Source organism: Chitinophaga dinghuensis (genome assembly GCF_003259435.1).
In the GTDB taxonomy this organism is placed as follows: domain Bacteria; phylum Bacteroidota; class Bacteroidia; order Chitinophagales; family Chitinophagaceae; genus Chitinophaga; species Chitinophaga dinghuensis.
Genome location: NZ_QLMA01000007.1, coordinates 327,409 through 344,835, shown reverse-complemented (window position 1 = coordinate 344,835; position 17,427 = coordinate 327,409). Strand labels below are relative to the sequence as shown.

Genomic DNA, 17,427 nt, shown 5'->3' with positions numbered 1-17,427 from the left:
TTTAGGCAGACACGGATACATCAGAATACCATGTGCCGTCTCTGCCTGAATTTTTTATTGCAATAATCATTCGTATTACTGTTACCAGCGGTATTGGAAGTTCGGAGATTTTTTCACTATCTTGTTTCAGCCCAAATTCTTTCCGCATTATGAAATACAAGATGCTTGTACTGTCGCTACTGTTGATACAACAGGCGCATGCCCAATTCCGAAATTTTGGAAAACCCAAATGGACTTATCGCACACAGGATAAGATTTTCACCACCCCTGCCCTCTTTCGGCAATCGATTCTTACCGCCAGTATGGATGGACATCTCTATTCCTTACAGCGTACCAACGGTCGATTGAATTGGAAATTCAAAACGGGCGCTGGTATTGCTACCCATCCACTGGTAACAGATAGTACTGTTTACTTTGGCAGTTATGATGGTCACTACTATGCTGTAAATGCCGGCAATGGCAAGCTGCAATGGAAATTCCAGACCGGAGGAGAACGCAGAGTAGGAAGCAAGGGGTACTTGGGTATGACACCGGCAACCATGTATATGGAGGACCAGTACGACCTGTATCTCTCCTCTCCCGCTACTGATTCAGCGCATGTATTCTTTGGCAGCAGCGACAGCTGTATCTACGCCGTGAACCGCAAAAGCGGCAAGCAGGTATGGAAATATAAAACCAATGGCCCCGTTCATGGCGGCGTAGCCTATAGTAACAATATGGTAGTGGTGGGTAGCTGGGATACCAACGTATATGCGTTGGATGCAGTAAGCGGTAAACTTATCTGGAAATTTAAAACAGGGGAAGACCCCAAGACGCACATACTGGAAGGGATACAGTCGACCCCAGTGGTAGCCGGAAATACGGTATACATCGGCGCCAGAGATGCCCGTTTGTATGCGCTGGATTTACACAGCGGCCAACGCAAATGGGAACATAGCGCCGGCAATGCCTGGGTGGTTGGTTCCGTCGTAGTAGTAGACAATCATGTGTATGTTGGTACGTCCGACAGCTATCTGATGCTGGATATCAATGCCAGTACCGGAGAAGCACATAAGCAAACCAAAGGGGGCGGTTATGTTTTCGGAGCGCCCGCAGTATATGGTAATACCCTTTGCTATGGCGATTTCACTGGCCGACTAATCCTGATCAATACTCCTAACTGGCAAACGACTTCCTTATTTGATACGCCAGGTAGAACGGAGTTTGGAGGACAATTATTAGATAGCGGCAATATCAGTTTCATGAAAATAGCTGCAGGCGCTTCACCGGAAAAATATAGTACCGCCGTTGCGTTTATGAATCAATTGTATAAACTGGGACCCTTTGCAGCTGCTCCCGTAATTGCGGAGAGTACAGTGTATGCCACCAGTACAGATGGCAATCTCTATGCGATAGAACTGAAATAGCCTTTGAAGTTGCAGAGAGATGAACCTTTGGTTTTTAACGATGACGTATATACGAAAACAGCCTTTGATTTACTTCAAAGGCTGTTTTTGTCTTTTGAAGAATTTCACCACCTCATACCATACTACGCTAAGGAAACCCGCTCCGGCACATACCAGCAGATGCCGGCTATTCAACGGATCGATATCAAAGAGATGAGCCACAGCAGGCACATACAGCATAATGGCGGTAACCACTACCGTAAAGCTGATCACACCCACCATCAGCATATTGCGATTCTTCATACTGGTGATGAAAGAATAATAGGCTGATCTGTCGACCATAGTAAGGAATACATTAGCGATAATAAGGGTAGTAAATACCATGCTGCGGGTGAGTGGTTCGGAATATCCCTGTGATACAGCCCATTGATACACGCCGAGCACACCTGCCGTAATGATCAATCCCTGTAAAATACTTCTACCCATTTCTGCAAAGCTGAGAAAGGTTTCATTCATAGGCCTGGGCGGTACTTTCATGGTATTTTTCTCCATCGGTTCGTTTTCGTATACCACCGAACAAGTGGGCCCCATGACCAGTTCCAGGAAAATCACATGCATAGGCGTGAAGATATTCGGATACAGCCAACCGAGGAATAATGGCAGCGATACGGTGAGAATGATAGGAATATGAATAGCGACGATGTACAGTACAGCTCTGCGTATATTGTTATAGATCCTTCTGCCCATCGCAACGGCGTCTACCATCCCGCTGAGGTCATCATTACTCAAAATAAGCGCGGCGGCCTGTTTGGCAATTTCTGTGCCTTTACGGCCCATAGCAATCCCGATATGCGCCGCTTTCAGGGCAGGACCATCATTCACGCCATCGCCAGTCATCGCCACTATTTCATTGTCTGCTTTCAATGCATTGATAGCAGCTAGTTTCGCTTCCGGATACATGCGGGTGAATATATTAACGGATTCCATTTGCTGCTGACGCCCCTGCTCATCCAGTTTCATGAGCTCACTACCGTTTATGGTAGCATCGGCATTCCGCAACCCTGCCTGCTGAGCGATAGCCCGTGTGGTGGCGCTGTTATCTCCCGTAATAATTTTCACGACAATGCCAGCATCATAAAATTTATCGAATACCTCTTTGATATTGGCTTTTGGCGGATCGTAGAAAGTGATCAGGCCCATGAAAGTAAAAGGTAGTTCCTGTTGTTGTGCCGGGTAATCATATCCCTGAAAATCAGCAGTAGCCACTCCTAATACCCGATATCCCTGATTGGATAGTTCCAGCTGTTGATCGCTGATTTGTTTTTTCATTTCATCAGAAAGACGACTAACCGCTAATATTGCTTCAGGAGCACCTTTGGCAGCAATGATGCGGTTGCCGGATTTATCTTCGAAGATATGCGTCATCATGGGCGGTGTGCCCCCTAATGGATACTCATGTACAATGCTGAACTCGGTGCGCAGGTCTTGCTTATTGAGTTGGCCATAGATATGATGCAGCGTTTTCTCCATAGGATCAAATGGCACCGGTTCACTCGCCCACATGGACATATTGATAATCGCTTTGGCCGTATCGTTTTCCCAGTTTTTACTATCGTATAAGGTATTGTTTTCAGCGGCATAAACATCGTGCAGCTGCATACTGTTTTCTGTAATCGTGCCTGTTTTATCTGTACAGATGACGGTGGCGCTACCCAACGCTTCTACTGTACGTACTTTCTTCACGATGATGCCGAGTTGCATGAGTCGGCGTGCTCCCAGCGCCATAAACGTAGTGAAGGCAACAGGAATTTCTTCCGGCAGTATAGACATTGCGAGGGTCAGTCCTTTGAGCAGACTATCCATCAAACTGCCGCTTTGATAAAAGTTATATCCCCATACGGCCAGGAATACTGCCACGCCAATAATGGCCATGCCTTTTACAAAGGCATTAATTTGTTTTTGTAATAGCGTAGGTTCATCTTTTATAGTCAGAATAGCGGTACCCAACTGACCTATTTTCGTCTGAGCGCCCACCTGTTCTACCTGGGCGAAAGCCAATCCTGAGGCAACGAGGGTGCCACTGAACAATTGTTTATCGCCATCGGCAGATTTAAACACCGTATAGGCTTCACCGGTAAGGGCGGATTCATTCACAGAGAAGTCGTTTGCATGCAGCACATAGCCATCGGCGTTAATGGTATTGCCTTCTTCCACTACCATCACGTCTCCTACCACAATTTCAGCAGTAGGAATGCTGATGATTTTTCCGTTTCGTACGACTAGGCTCAATGGTTGGTTGATTTTCTTCAGTGCTGCCAGCGCTTTGTTGCTACGGCCTTCCTGGTAAAAGGAAATGCCGGATACCAGAACGATGGCTGCCAGCATAAAATAGGCTTCGCTGGTTTCACCTAGCATAAAATAGATGATAGTCACTGCAATCAGCAGAATCAGCATGGGTTCAGAGAGCAGTTCCAGGAGTATTTCCAGCCATTTACTTTTGCCTGCTGTAGCGTATTCATTGGGGCCGTTCTGTTGTCGGGATTCCAGGACAGCTGCGTCGTCCAGACCTTTGATATGATCCGGGATATTCCTTTGATCCGCCATATATCGAGGTTAAGGGTAGATTAATGAAAATGAAGGTAATCATTTCCGCTAGTCGGCCGCAATTTTATACCCGCCCCGAACACCGTTCGGCGACAGTACCACTTGCCACAACTGGCTGAATCTGGCGCGGAATGAGCCGGCGCAGGACATCAGATAATAGTTCCACATGCGGCGGAATACTTCATCGTAATCATCTGCCAGTTCATCCCAGTTATCGTTCACGTTATGGTACCAGGCCATCAGGGTTTGATCGTAGTTGGTGCTGAAATTCTGCCAGTGTTCCATCACGAAAAAGTCTTCCATTGCTTTTCCTATTTGTGAAACGGAAGGAATATTGGCATGTGGGAAAATGTATTTATCCAGCCATGGATCGGCCATGGAGTGCGATTTGTTGCCGCCAATGGTATGTAGTAGAAAAAGACCGTTATCATCCAGGCAATGGCGGGCCATTTGCATATAGGCGTGATAGTTACGATAGCCCACATGTTCGAACATGCCCAGGGAAGCAATGGCATCAAACTTTTCGTTCATGCTGCGATAGTCCATTACCCGAATATCTACGGGGAGTCCTGCGCATCGTGTTTTGGCAAGCTCCGCCTGCTCTTCAGAGATGGTGATGCCTGTAACGTGGGCGCCGTATCTCTCTGCAGCAAATCTGGCAAAACTTCCCCATCCGCATCCGATGTCCAGCACGCGCATACCTGGCTTCAGATGGAGTTTCCGGCAGGTAAGGTCCAGTTTGTTTTCCTGTGCTTCATCCAGGTTGTTCGCATTTTCCCAGAAAGCGCAGGTATAGGTCATGCGTTTGTCGAGCATGATTTCGAAGAGGTCGTTTCCCAAATCGTAGTGTTTGCGACCATTTTTAAAGGACTGTTCCGGATGTTGGAAGTTGAATATGCGCGAGAGCAGAATATCTTTTTTCAGCTGCCAGCTGCCGCGGATTTTATCTTCCAGCTTGGCGGAGAGAATGCGGTTAATCATTTCATCCGGGCGCGGGGCATCCCACCATCCGGCCATATAAGATTCACCGAGGGCCAGAGAGCCATGTTTGAGTACTCCGGGGTAGAAATGGTCGTTATGAACGGTGATATCCCAAGGCTGGTTGCCATTGACATGTATTCCTGCGGAGTTCAGGAGTTTGGATACCATATTTTTGCTGCTTTCCATACTGTAGTGGCGTTACATCAAGTGGTTAACACCTGCCGTTGCCAAAAGTTTATTTCAGCTCTATCAAATGTAAGGGGAGCAACTGACATCAGGTTGCCGCAAAGAGGGAAATTGGAAAATGGGGCAGATCGTATAGGCAAGGTAGTTATTAAGGGGCCGGTAATAAGAATAAAGTCCGGCCCGTCTACCTCATAAGCAAAATCTATATTTTCAAACGTTGTTCCTGTTGTATAGAACAACTATAATTTTTAAGGGTCCGAAACTACTAAAAAAATGAATATCAAGTAATAATTATGGAGAATAAATTCTTATAAGTGTAAAGATTACCTTTAATTGAATAACTCATCGTCCTCATCGTAGGGGCCAAATGCAGGCAGGAGAATAGTGAGGCTGGTGCCTTTCCCGGGCAGGCTGTCTACCATAATACTTCCGCTGTTTTGTTGGGCAAACTCCCGGCATAACACCAGACCTAACCCCGTACCCCTTTCACCGTTGGTACCGTATTCAGGATGTTGATTATAGGAAAAAAGGTCGGCCACTTGTTTTGGCGTCATACCCGTTCCTTCATCCTGGATGGTAATGGCCAGCTTGTCTTCCTCTACCCTGGTTTCGATCGTTACGCGCCCACCGGCATAGGAGAATTTCAAAGCGTTACTGAGAAAGTTTCGGAGGATAACCGACACCTGATCACGGTCGGCATACAGCGTTTGGGCTTCCGGGACCTTCATATCCACGGTAATATTTTTCTGGAGGATGTTGAGTCGGAAAAAATAGAGTACTTCCGTCATGAGTGGCAACAGCGGAAATGATTCGGGCAATGACTGAATACCTTTCATACTGCGACTACTCCAGCGTAGTATATTATCCAGAGAGCCACCAAGTTGAGATACTTTTTCATGCAGCACTTCTGCTGCTTCCTTCATATCCTTCTCCGGGTATTCTCCTTTGAGAAACATATCCAGCAGGACTTCCAGCGTAGCAAGGGGACTCCTTACATCATGTGCCACGATGGAAAATAGTTTCTCTTTGTCTTTGTTCATGTTCTGAAGCGACTGTTGTTGCGCTTCAATTTCCCGTTGATAATCTTCCTGAATATATTTGAAAAAGGTAAGTCCCACCATTGGGAATATCAGGGCTGTTCCCGCATTCAACCATACTCTTTCCTCTGGCACCGGCGATATTCCTGGTATGCTTTGGGGAAAGTATACGATTCCCAGAAAAGCGGATATAAGTATCAGCGATGATATCAGGATTACCCATTTATTATCATAGACCAAAGCCACAATAATCATCATATTAAACAGGAAATATTCTGCTCCGTTATGATAAAAGAATCCTGTAAAAGCAAAGGCACAGGAGCTGCAAACAATCAGCACCAATCTTGCCCAGAGGTAGCGGCGGCGATGGTGCAGGAATAACAACATGACAGATCCGAAGGTCGTAATCAGATTCATGAAAGAGAGCAGGTATCTTCCCTGGATCACATTCAACACTGCAAAGAAGAACATGAAAGGAATACAAGGAAGTGCCAGCAGGTTCAACAACTTAGTTCTCCTTACTTCGATAAAAGGCATGCCTGGGGAAACGCCATAATTCACGATGGCATTGGCATAATCCTTCATTTTATCGTATATGAATTTCTGCAGTTTGTTGAGCATAGGGGTACAAATATACCCTGATTTTTTAATGCTGCGCTGGTATAGCAGTTTATTGTAATCTGAAGAATTGAATACAGGGAGACAAAAAGCCCGGGAACGGAGAATTCCCGGGCTATAGAACAAATTGTTAACCTTTTATAAGGTAGGGAGCGATTGCTTTTTTCCAGATATCATATCCTTTACTATTCATGTGCAGCATATCGTTGCGGAATAGCTCTGGACGGGCATTTCCTTTCGTGTCCAGCATGGGTGTACATATATCGACAAAGCGCATCTTTTGTTGCGTAGCGATATAGTTTTTAATCAGCGTATTCGCGTCTTTCACCCTGTCTAACCACTTGGCTCTGGAAGGGCTGGGCTTGATAGACATGTACAGGATAGGCACTTCCGGCATTTTCGCGCGAATCCCTTCCAGTAGTGCTTTTGTACGGCTCAGTATGGTATCGGCAGGCGCTTCCGGAATATCATTATCTCCTACATAAATGACAATTTGTTTAGGCTTGTAAGGCAAAACGATATCATTTAAATAGAAAATAATATCATTAATAACTGCTCCGCCTATACCGCGATTCATCGCCGTATAAGCTGCAAAAGTGCGTTCCACATCATGCCATACCCGGATGGAGGAACTTCCGATAAACAATACCGGATGTTCCGGCGGATAATAAATTTTATCCCAGGCTTTGATGACTTGTACATCATCCCAGAACCTTGGCTTCTCCTGTGCCAGGGCCAGTTGCGTAGAAATGCCTGCCAACAGCAGTACGAATAACCATTTTTTCATAACGTGACATCGGTTGATTGGCAAACAAAATAAAAAATTCACTTATATTTTTTTATTTAATCTCTACCAGTTGTTTATTTACATTATGACCAAATATTTCCACGACTGTATTTTTGGTGGCTGCTTTTTCTCCGCTGATCACGATTTCCTTTTTCTCTCCGGGCAGTACCGTGATATAGTTATCGGAATAGAATACCGGCAGGATACGTTCTTTGGAACTGGCGTCCAGCAGGGAAATCCTGTTGAAGAAAGCCAGTGGGCCGCCGGTAGGATTAGACACGGTTACAACCACCTCTCCTGATTTACGTGTAGCCGTTACCGTTGGTTTAACTGTACTCATTTCCTGTAAGCCGCTATAGTTACCGTTTGCATCTGTGAGCCAGTAGCAGTTATCGTCTACTATTTCTTTTTGAAGGTTGCGCAGGCGGAGGGAAAGGAAGATACCTTTCTGCGATTTCAGTTTATCAACGATTGTTTTAAGTTCTACGTGTTTTTGTACGGAACCCGGCGTTGCTTCCACGAAGAGTTGTCCTAATGACGTTTGTTTTCCTGCCATATCATAGGCGTTGATTTCGAGCATCAGATCGCGATGATAGGCGAAGGTATTGTTTACGATCATCACCATTTTCTCTACCGGATTGTACATTACGTGGAGAGGTTTGCTGCCGCTGTGGAGGCCATAGAGGCAAGCATTGGGGTCCAGGTAATAATCGTACATCTGTCCACGTAAGGCTGTCCATGGGTTTTGTGTTTTCCAGATGATAGCGCCGGTGTACCAATCCCACATATGGGCGCTAAACCCTTCCATCAGGGCGCGGTATTGGTCATAGTTGACCAGTTGCGCTTTGTTGGCCCAGTCTTCCAGATTTTTGGGTGTACCGTACGGATCGATGCTGTTATTATACCCGATGTATTTATGATAGTCCCAGATGCTGTCTACGAATTTCTTTGAAAAGTCGGGCGCCACCAGGTTTTCTTTTGGAAGGAAACGTTGCAGGGAGACGAGGTCTCCTACTCCAACGGAACCTACTTCTGAATTGAAGGGGAAGGTGCGGTCTTCCCAGAAGTGTGCTACCGTTTGGATACCATACGGGCCATCTCCGTTGCCACCGATAAAGTTATAGGACATGCTATCGGAGTTGGAGTAATCGAAGAAATAGCGGGCGCCGTCCAGTTTAGGGAGGATGCTGTCTTTCATCGCTGCTAAAATATCTTGTGGCGGCGTGATTTCATTTCCTCCGCACCAGAATGCCAGGGAAGGATAGTTACGGAGCATCTTTACCTGGTCTGCCACGCTTTCGAGGAACAGGTTATGATCGTTCGGATACTGGCGACGGGTCCACTGGTCGTCTTTTTTCTGAGGGTCCAGCCAGCGGCCGTTACAGTCGCCCGACATCCAGAAATCCTGGAACACCAGCAATCCGTATTTATCGCAGGCTTCGAAGAATTCTGGTCTTTCGGTGAGGCTGCCGCCCCAGATGCGTATCAGGTTAAGGTTCATATCCCGGTGGAATCGTATTTCCGCATCATAGCGTTCTTTAGAGAATCGGAACATGGCATCGGATGTGATCCAGTTACCGCCTTTGATGAAGATACGCTGGCCGTTTACGAGGACTTCGCGGCTGCGTGTATGCGTGTTCCAGGCGGTTTGTATTTCCCGGATACCGAATTCTACCTCTTCCCTGTCGCTTATTTTACCGTCGGTGATAAATTCCAGCGGCAGCTGGTAGAGGTGCTGCGGACCGTAGCCGGCAGGCCACCAGAGGCGTGGATTTTCTAGGGTAAGATCCGGAAGAACTACTGTTGCAGATCCTTTAGGAGCAAGGGTTACCTCTTGCTGAATCGATTTACCTTCAAGCTGATATTTAAGTTTACCTGAGATTGCGTTAGCAGTAGGGTTTTGGAGGGTAGCCTGTACATGGAGGATGGCAGGCGCTTGTTGTCCGTCTGGTTGGCGGATGCCTGGTACAGAAGTAACGATATGCGGATCGAGGATACGTACGGCTCCTGTTTTTTCGATAGTAACTTTATCCCAGATGCCGGTATTTCTGTCGCGCATAGGTTGAATCCAGTCCCACCCTGCGGTGTACTGCGGGCCTACATTTCTGGCGATGGTACCATCGCCGCCCTGGCCTCCGTTAGGATCGCCGGGAAACGCTGCCGGATATACGATTACAGCCAGTCGGTTGTGGCCATCCTTGGCGAGAAATGCGGTGATATTGTAGGTTTGGCGCAGATAGGCCCCGTGGTGCGTTGTTGCATTTACTTTTTTTCCGTTGATATAGATATCGCATCCATCGTTTACACCTCTGAAATGGAGCCAGACCTGGCCGTCTGTAGCGGGTGGCATCTCCCTAAAATCCTTTACAAACCAACGGGTATAATATTCCGGGCCTGTATGAAAGATATCGGGAATTTTCTTGTTATCCATCCCATAGAATGGATCTGGCACCTGCTTATTGTTTAACATGGTGGTCAGCACCGTACCCGGAACCGTAGCGGGTTCCCAGTTTTTCAGTGCAGTAGCAGGGAGAGAGAGTTTGTTTCCATCCATCTTCACCTCCTTGATGGGAAGGGATTTCCATTCACTGTTGAGTTCATACTGATCCTGGGCGGCAAGACTTCCTGCCGTACATAGCAGCAGTCCTGATAGCAATAATCTTCGCGTCATAAAATTATTTTACCAACAAAAAATACATCACCTTAGCAACAAATATCCATCTGCAAGCTAGCTCCTGCATATGGTTCGGTTACAAAATACGCGATAAATTTAATCCTCAAATGTTTTTCTATGCGCCCCTACTTCTTACTACTGTTTACAGTAATGCTGCTCCCCTTCTTTGCGCTGGCACAGACTGATTTTAAACAGCTGGATCAATGGCTGGATAAAAATGCGCCGATTATGGGTGGCAGAGCTTATCTGGTTCTTTACAAAGATGGTAAGATCGTTTATTCCAGGAGTGCCGGACAGCTCAATGGGCGGCAGAAAATGGGTTTACGGATGATGGGGAGGATGTTTGGACAATCGCCTGATCTGACGCCGTTTACTATTCATTCCAAAATTCCGGTGGCGAGTTGCAGCAAGTGGCTCAGTGCTGCGCTGGTAATGACTTTCGTGGATGAGGGTAAACTTCATCTAGCCGATACCGTTGGTACCTGGTTGCCGGTACTCTCTCAACATGGCAAGGGAAATATTACCATTAGTCAGTGTCTTTCTCATCTGACAGGTATCAAAGCCCCTCCTATCCGGGAAGGCTTCAAAGAACAGGCGCGTATGGGCAGTATGGATGAAGTGATTGCAAATATTGCGACGCTGGACATGGAGGGAAAACCAGGTACTGTCTTTCATTACAGTAGTATCGGGTTACAAATAGCGGCGGCTATCATTGAAAAAATCAGTGGCAGCGATTTCAGGACGCTGTTCAAAAATCGTATTAGTATTCCCCTGAACATGCCGGATACGGATTTCGGGGATGCGGCAGTGCCCGAACCTGCTGGTGGCGGGAATAGTACCCCGGAAGATTATATGCATTTTCTCACCATGATATTACATAAAGGCGAATATGAGGGAAAGCGTATACTCAGCGAAGAGAGTGTTGCTGTGATGCAGGTGAATCGTATCACGCCGGATATTCGTATTGCCTTCTCACCGGCGGGCGCTAATCAATTCGGCTACGGCTACGGCGAGTGGACAATAGGTACGCATACGGTAACGAGTCCTGGCTTGTTTGGCAGTTTTCCGTGGGTGAATAAGGAAAAACACTATGCCGGTTTTCTGCTCACCTTTTACTTTCAGCAGGAAGGGCGTAATGAGCGTTATATAGCGTTGGAGCAACTGGCGGACCAAACTCTTCGTTAAATATCAACCATCGAGCGGCCACTGGTGTTATGTAGAAAAGGCAGCGGCATGTGGCCGGTTTGCCTGTCTAAACCAGTTAACATTCCAGTCATGCGAAATTATTTCATGTTGTTGGTATGCTGCCTCTTTAGCTTATCCGTATGGGCACAGGAGGACACGCGATGGCCGAAGGAGATACCGCTCAATGGCGGAGGCAAAGTCACTATTTATCAGCCCCAGCCCGAGAACCTGCAAGGGAGCAATCTCTTTCTTCGTGCACCCGTTTCCGTGAGGGAAACGGCTAAATCAGAACCGATATTCGGGGTATTCTGGGCCAATGCACAATTGAATACGGATAAAGGTAGTCGCACTGCCACCCTGCAAACCCTGAACGTATCCCGTATTAAAATTCCAGATATCAAGGACAACCCCAAGCTGATGCAGGTATCCAACTTATTAGAATCGGAGATACCGAAATGGGATCTGACGATGTCTTTGGATGAATTGCTGACTTCCATTCGTTCTGAGCAGCAGGTACGGGATATGAATCTGAACAATAAGCCACCGGAAATTATCTATCGCACCAAGCCTTCTATGTTGGTGATTATGGATGGAGAACCGCGCCTACAGGAAGACAAGGATCTGCATATGCAGCGAGTGGTTAATAGTCCTAACCTGATTGTGCAAAATCCTACAGACAAAAGATATTATCTCTATGGCGGTAATTTCTGGTATAGTTCCAATAATGTAAAAGGGGCCTATGTGGTGAACAGGAATCTGCCAGCCACTATACAGGCTATAGACGCGGATTTGAAGTCAAAAGAAAAGAATGATTCTTTGCAGAAAGTGAGCAATCCTATTCCGTTGGAAGTGATTGTACGTACAGAACCTGCGGAATTGATTCAAACAGATGGGCCGATTACCTACAAAAATGTACAGGGCACTTCTCTCCTATATGCGGATAATTCGCTCGAAGATATATTCAAGAACATCAACGACAACCAGACCTATGTATTACTGGCTGGCCGATGGTACAAATCCGCCTCTTTAAACGGGCCATGGACTTATGTTCCGAGCGATGAGCTGCCGCCGGATTTTGCAAAGATACCGGATGGTTCGGAGAAAGATGGCGTATTAGCCAGCGTAGCGGGGACGCCTGCCGCAGAAGAGGCCATCACGGATGCCGAGATACCGCAGACCGCCAAGGTAGACAGGGCCAGTGCGAGTACTACTGTGACCTATGACGGAACGCCGAAGTTTGAAGCGATTCAGGGAACGAATCTTTCTATGGCAGTCAATAGTAATCTTACCGTATTGATGTCGGGCAACCGGTATTGGGCGGTAGACAACGGGGTTTGGTTTACCAGCGGCTCTCCGCAAGGACCTTGGGAGATCAGTACAGACCGGCCAGCAGATGTGGACAATATTCCGGCTACCAGCGAGGCTTACAACACGAAATATGTGTACATCTATGAAGTGACGCCGGATTATATCTATACGGGGTATACGCCAGGATATCTTAACTGTTATGTTTATGGCCCTACGGTGGTTTGGGGAACTGGTTGGAGATATCGTCCATGGTGGGGACCACTGTATTTCCCTCGCCCGTTGACATGGGGTTTTGGCGTTAGTTATAATCCCTGGTATGGGTGGAGTCTGGGTTTTGGCTGGACTTTTAACTTTGGCTGGATGAATTTCCGGTATTGGAGTGGAGGTTATTTTGGCGGCTGGTGGGGCCCACCATTATATCGTCCTCCGTTTAGGCCCTGGGGTTATAATGGCGGCTATTATGGCAGGCCGCATTGGAGTATCAACAGGCCTAATATCAATTACAACCGACCTATTAATGCCACCCGACCTGTGAGGCCAGGGAATATAGCGCCGGGAAGGCCAGGCATCAGTAATAATCTTTATCGTGACAGGGTGAATATCCAAACAATGGACAGACCTTCACGGGTACCGAATGCAGGTGGCAACAACAGGTTGCCGGGGAATAACAACCGGCTGCCAGGAAATGCTAATCTTCCAGGCAATAATAATCGTTTACCCGGTAATGTTAGTCCCGGCGATAATAACCGGCCGAGTCGTGTACCCGGTAACGTTAATCCGGGCAATAACGTAACGCCCGGCAATCGGTTACCTGGCAATGCGAATCCTGGCGCGCCATCCAATAATAACCGGTTGCCGCAGACAAGGCCCGAAGCGAGACCTAGTCGTGGACAAAATAATAACATCATGTCTGACGGAGATGGAAATATTTACAGGAGACAAAATAACGGCTGGCAGCAAAGGCAGGATAATGGCTGGAGGACGGTACCATCTCCACAACAGCAAAATATAAACCGGATGCAGATGCAAAGAGATCGTGGAGGCATGCGGCAGCAGAATTTCAGTACTCCGCCTGTGCAGAGATCCATGCCAAGTGGCGGTGGTGGCGGCAGAAGCGGCGGTGGCGGCGGCAGGCCAAGGAGAGGATAGTTTGTTTTACAAAGCAGGCAAAGGAGCTGATTCAACTCACCATTGGGTCAGCTTCTTTTTATTAGCAGCATTACAATCAATGTTTTCGGATGCGACTTAATTGCGTGGGCGTGACACCGAGATAAGACGCGATATGGTGCAGTTTAAGCCGTGGTATCAGATCTGGATGTTCGGCTATAAATTGCAGGTATCGGTCTTCCGCAGTTTCATATTTCAGGCTGATCTCCAGTGGTTCTTTTTCCACCACCCACTTCTTTTCCAGATATGCAATCTGAAATTTCATCAGCTCTGTATTGGTCATCATGAGTTCCCGGAAAGGCTTCGCCGGCACGCGTATATAAGCGCCCGTTTCCAGGCAGGAGATGCCGAATACACTCGGAGCTTGCTGGATCAGCGCGGCAGTAGAGGCCACAAAACTGTTTTCCTGGAAAAAACGTTTGATGACTTTATCGCCATTATCAGCGAGATAAAAATATTCCCATAATCCTTTCTGCAGGAAATAATAGTACTGCGGAACATTCCCTACAGGCAGAATGATCTCATTTTTTTTATTGGTCCGGTGATCGAACAGCTTTTCTACTTCACTGAAAGTGGCCGCCGATATTGGGTAAAAAGAAGAGAACATGGCCAGGATATCCGCATGGTCTGACATAATATAGTGATGATGGTTACGGAGGCAAGTTAAAAAATAATCAGGACAGACTTAGCAAGACCAATTTTCATTTTCAGAAATATTATCTACCTTCCACTTTGCCTATTCAAACAGGCATGATCGTTTTAACCTCAATGATTTAAAAAACTGTTGACACTATTCCATTAACTCCCAATAAAACAAAATTCATTTTGATGAAATCTTTACTCCTTGCTGTAGCAGTCGCCATCGGTTTTCAAACATCTTTTGCGCAATCCTCTTCATTACGTGAATACTGTCCTTTCGAATTAGCGCAAGTAAACGCTACCTGCGCCTCTTACGCCACTGTATATTCGGCATTATCTACACAATACAATGCTGCTAATGGCTTTCATGCTTCCGATAGTGGGTTTACTGCCTTCTCCTATGGATATATCGCCTCCAGAATGAAGGCTGACAAAAGAGGCTTGCGACGTATTTTTAACCGATGCGGCCTGAATGTAGGGGCGGATATCGCACTCGAAACACTTAAAAAGTACGGCACCTTCCGCATGAAAGAATTCCCTTATATCTGTGCCTGCACAAAACTACCAGGTGTTGAAAGCAATTACCCTTCATTCAAAATAAACAATTTCACCTGTCTTGGTACAGATTCTAGCATAGCGGTGGAACATATTGAAAAAATTAAAGGGGCAATAGATCAAAAATTACCGGTAGTGGCGGCTATCTATCAAACGCCGTTCTTTCATGCAAACAGGGTTGCAGATGCTGTATTTCCTGAGCACTATGAGAAAGTAGAAACCAAAGCAAATCACGTAGTTTGTATCCTTGGATATGACGAGCACCGGAATGGAGGTTCCTTTCTGATCAAGAATAATTATGCCGATTGGGGCGGCGACCATGGCTTTGGATACGTAAAATACTCCGATATGCTAAAACTAATCAGAGCCACTTACGTCATCTCTTTATAAAACTTTTTCCGTATTTACTTTATCTGTAAATGCTATCGTGCGCCATCACCTATTTTCCATCCACTGCAAAAAATGCGTCATCTTATCTTTCCCTACTGTCAGTTGTTCTTCTGTAGGTACGGCAAGTTGAATAGCTAGTTTTCTGCCGGAATAATGTTCCACTTCCCTGATAGCGTCGAAATTGATTAAATACTGCCTGTTAAGCCGGTAGAACTGTATGGGAGATAATTGTGCCTGTAACTGTTCCAGCGTCTGTGAGATGATGTATTTCTGTTGCTGAAAAGTAACCAGGTATGGCGCATCATACTTGATATAAATGTAGGCAATCTGCTCTGTGCGAACAGTGATGTATTTGTTGTTATGGAATATCAGAAAACTGGTTTTCCCTTCGGGTTTATCTAGCCGTTTGATGAGTTCCATCCAGTCTGATTTTTCTTTCTGCTGAAAGAAGTTCCGGAGATTATCCATTTTTGCGAATGCGGCCTCCAGATCGTTTACGGAAAAAGGCTTCAGCAGATAGTCCACCCCGTTGGATTTAATAGCATCCATGGAGTATTCGCCAAAGGCAGTACAGAATATCACAGGGCTGCTGATGTTCACCTGGCGGAATATTTCAAAACACAGGCCATCCGACAATTGTACATCCATAAACAACAGATCTGGCGGAGGATTACTGTTTAAATATTCCACCGCCTGTTCTATACTATGTAACATTGTTTCCACTGTCGCTTCCGGGCGGATCTTCGCTATAAGCCCTGCCAGCGACTTTGCCGCCTTTATTTCATCTTCAATGATTACTATCCTCATCGATTACGGGGAGTTTTACAGTAAAAGTTTTATAATCTGGTAAGATTTCAATGCTCTTCCCGAGCAGTTGCTGATATCGTTCGTTAATGTTCTCCAGTCCAAGTCCGGTGGAGGTTTCCGGTGTCATCTTTGGCTGTACATTATTCGTTATAACAATGTAGTCGCCTTCTGAATAAATACTCACCTGCAATGTTTTATTCGGCGCGACAATATTGTGTTTAATACAATTTTCCACCAGGAGTTGAAGCGTAAAAGGAGGTACAGCGGAAGCCTTATGCTTGTCGCTCACCTGAAGATGCACCTCAAACCCTTGTTCAAAGCGGGCTTTCAGCAGGTAAATATATGCCTGGAGAATTTTCAATTCTTCCGACATCCGGATCAGATCCAGTTTTCTGTTCTCTAAGGTAAAGCGGTAGAAGTCGGACAGCTTCAGGATGAAATCCACGCTATTTTCATCGCCGCTTTCCACCATATACTTGAGGGTATTCAGCGTATTGAACAGAAAATGTGGGTTTACCTGTTGGCGTAACAGTTCGAACTGCGCCGCGAGATTGTCCATCTTACTGCGTTCCAGTTCAATGCTTACCTGTTGGCTCTGATAAGTTTGATACAACAGGTGGATGAACATATAAAAAGTGAGATTGATCAGTACACCTCTTACTTCAAACATCAGCATCACCGGACCGAAGTTGATATGCGTAAGTATCTGTTGCTGGATGTAGGACAGCAGAAACATCACCGCCACTCCTACCAGTAGGTTCCGAACCAACGGATAAATAGCAAATCCGCGTGCGATCTCTTTAGAGGTATAGACTGGTAAGGTATAGATATTGAAATACCATACAAACAGGGAGAAAATAAACGTGATAATTGAATTCGCTATGACCTCGTATAAATTGTACTGATGCTGGATCAGACTGGGCAAGGAAACAATCACCCCCAGAAACAAGGAGCTTAACCATATGATGCTGCCCGAAATTTTAAACGATTTACTTTTCTTCATAGCGAGCCAAAGATAATCGTATTTCACCTTCTCTGGTCATAAATAAGGGGCCACTCCGGCCATTTACGGCCCCAAACAGACAATATCGCCGCTGATCCCGG

12 protein-coding genes are annotated in these 17,427 nt (G+C 46.2%); 4 read left to right on the top strand and 8 right to left on the bottom strand.

Annotation, left to right across the window (positions count from 1 at the left end; all coding sequences use genetic code 11):
* The first annotated feature begins 149 nt into the window (after nt 1–149).
* On the top strand, nt 150–1,406 hold the full coding sequence (locus CLV59_RS21240) for an outer membrane protein assembly factor BamB family protein (protein WP_111594086.1): 1,257 nt from the start codon (nt 150–152) through the stop codon (nt 1,404–1,406).
* A 69-nt stretch (nt 1,407–1,475) separates the two neighbouring features.
* Here the strand turns inward: CLV59_RS21240 and CLV59_RS21235 are convergent, their stop codons facing one another.
* From CLV59_RS21235 to CLV59_RS21215, 5 genes are all read right to left on the bottom strand, one after another.
* A complete protein-coding gene (locus tag CLV59_RS21235; RefSeq protein WP_111594085.1) occupies nt 1,476–3,989 on the bottom strand; it encodes a cation-translocating P-type ATPase in 2,514 nt (837 codons plus the stop codon).
* A gap of 48 nt (nt 3,990–4,037) precedes the next feature.
* Nucleotides 4,038–5,156: a cyclopropane fatty acyl phospholipid synthase gene (cfa, locus tag CLV59_RS21230; RefSeq protein ID WP_111594084.1), complete on the bottom strand. Its 1,119-nt coding sequence runs from the start codon at nt 5,154–5,156 to the stop codon at nt 4,038–4,040.
* 329 nt (nt 5,157–5,485) lie between these two features.
* Nucleotides 5,486–6,814, bottom strand: a complete 1,329-nt coding sequence (locus CLV59_RS21225) for a sensor histidine kinase (RefSeq protein ID WP_111594083.1) — start codon at nt 6,812–6,814, stop codon at nt 5,486–5,488.
* Nucleotides 6,815–6,941: 127 nt separating this feature from the next.
* A complete protein-coding gene (locus CLV59_RS21220) occupies nt 6,942–7,598 on the bottom strand; it encodes a GDSL-type esterase/lipase family protein (RefSeq protein WP_111594082.1) in 657 nt (218 codons plus the stop codon).
* Between the two features lie 52 nt (nt 7,599–7,650).
* Nucleotides 7,651–10,269 carry a glycoside hydrolase family 2 protein gene (locus CLV59_RS21215; RefSeq protein ID WP_111594081.1) on the bottom strand — a complete coding sequence of 873 codons (2,619 nt, stop codon included), beginning with the start codon at nt 10,267–10,269 and terminating at the stop codon, nt 7,651–7,653.
* 120 nt (nt 10,270–10,389) lie between these two features.
* Between CLV59_RS21215 and CLV59_RS21210 the strand changes: the two genes are divergently transcribed.
* A complete protein-coding gene (locus tag CLV59_RS21210) occupies nt 10,390–11,457 on the top strand; it encodes a serine hydrolase domain-containing protein (RefSeq protein ID WP_111594080.1) in 1,068 nt (355 codons plus the stop codon).
* A 90-nt stretch (nt 11,458–11,547) separates the two neighbouring features.
* Nucleotides 11,548–13,914: a hypothetical protein gene (locus CLV59_RS21205; protein ID WP_111594079.1), complete on the top strand. Its 2,367-nt coding sequence runs from the start codon at nt 11,548–11,550 to the stop codon at nt 13,912–13,914.
* A 76-nt stretch (nt 13,915–13,990) separates the two neighbouring features.
* Here CLV59_RS21205 and CLV59_RS21200 read toward each other — a convergent pair whose 3' ends face one another.
* On the bottom strand, nt 13,991–14,566 hold the full coding sequence (locus tag CLV59_RS21200) for a Crp/Fnr family transcriptional regulator (RefSeq protein ID WP_111594078.1): 576 nt from the start codon (nt 14,564–14,566) through the stop codon (nt 13,991–13,993).
* 194 nt (nt 14,567–14,760) lie between these two features.
* Between CLV59_RS21200 and CLV59_RS21195 the strand changes: the two genes are divergently transcribed.
* Nucleotides 14,761–15,516, top strand: coding sequence for a C1 family peptidase (locus CLV59_RS21195; protein WP_111594077.1), 756 nt, complete (start codon nt 14,761–14,763; stop codon nt 15,514–15,516).
* Nucleotides 15,517–15,561: 45 nt separating this feature from the next.
* Here CLV59_RS21195 and CLV59_RS21190 read toward each other — a convergent pair whose 3' ends face one another.
* Complete coding sequence (locus CLV59_RS21190; RefSeq protein ID WP_111594076.1) at nt 15,562–16,323, bottom strand: LytR/AlgR family response regulator transcription factor; 762 nt, start codon at nt 16,321–16,323, stop codon at nt 15,562–15,564.
* The gene (locus tag CLV59_RS21185) at nt 16,304–17,326 is read right to left on the bottom strand and encodes a sensor histidine kinase (RefSeq protein ID WP_111594075.1); all 1,023 of its coding nucleotides are present in this window, start codon (nt 17,324–17,326) and stop codon (nt 16,304–16,306) included. Before CLV59_RS21185 ends, CLV59_RS21190 begins: the two co-directional genes overlap by 20 nt.
* Between the last annotated feature and the right edge of the window lie 101 nt (nt 17,327–17,427).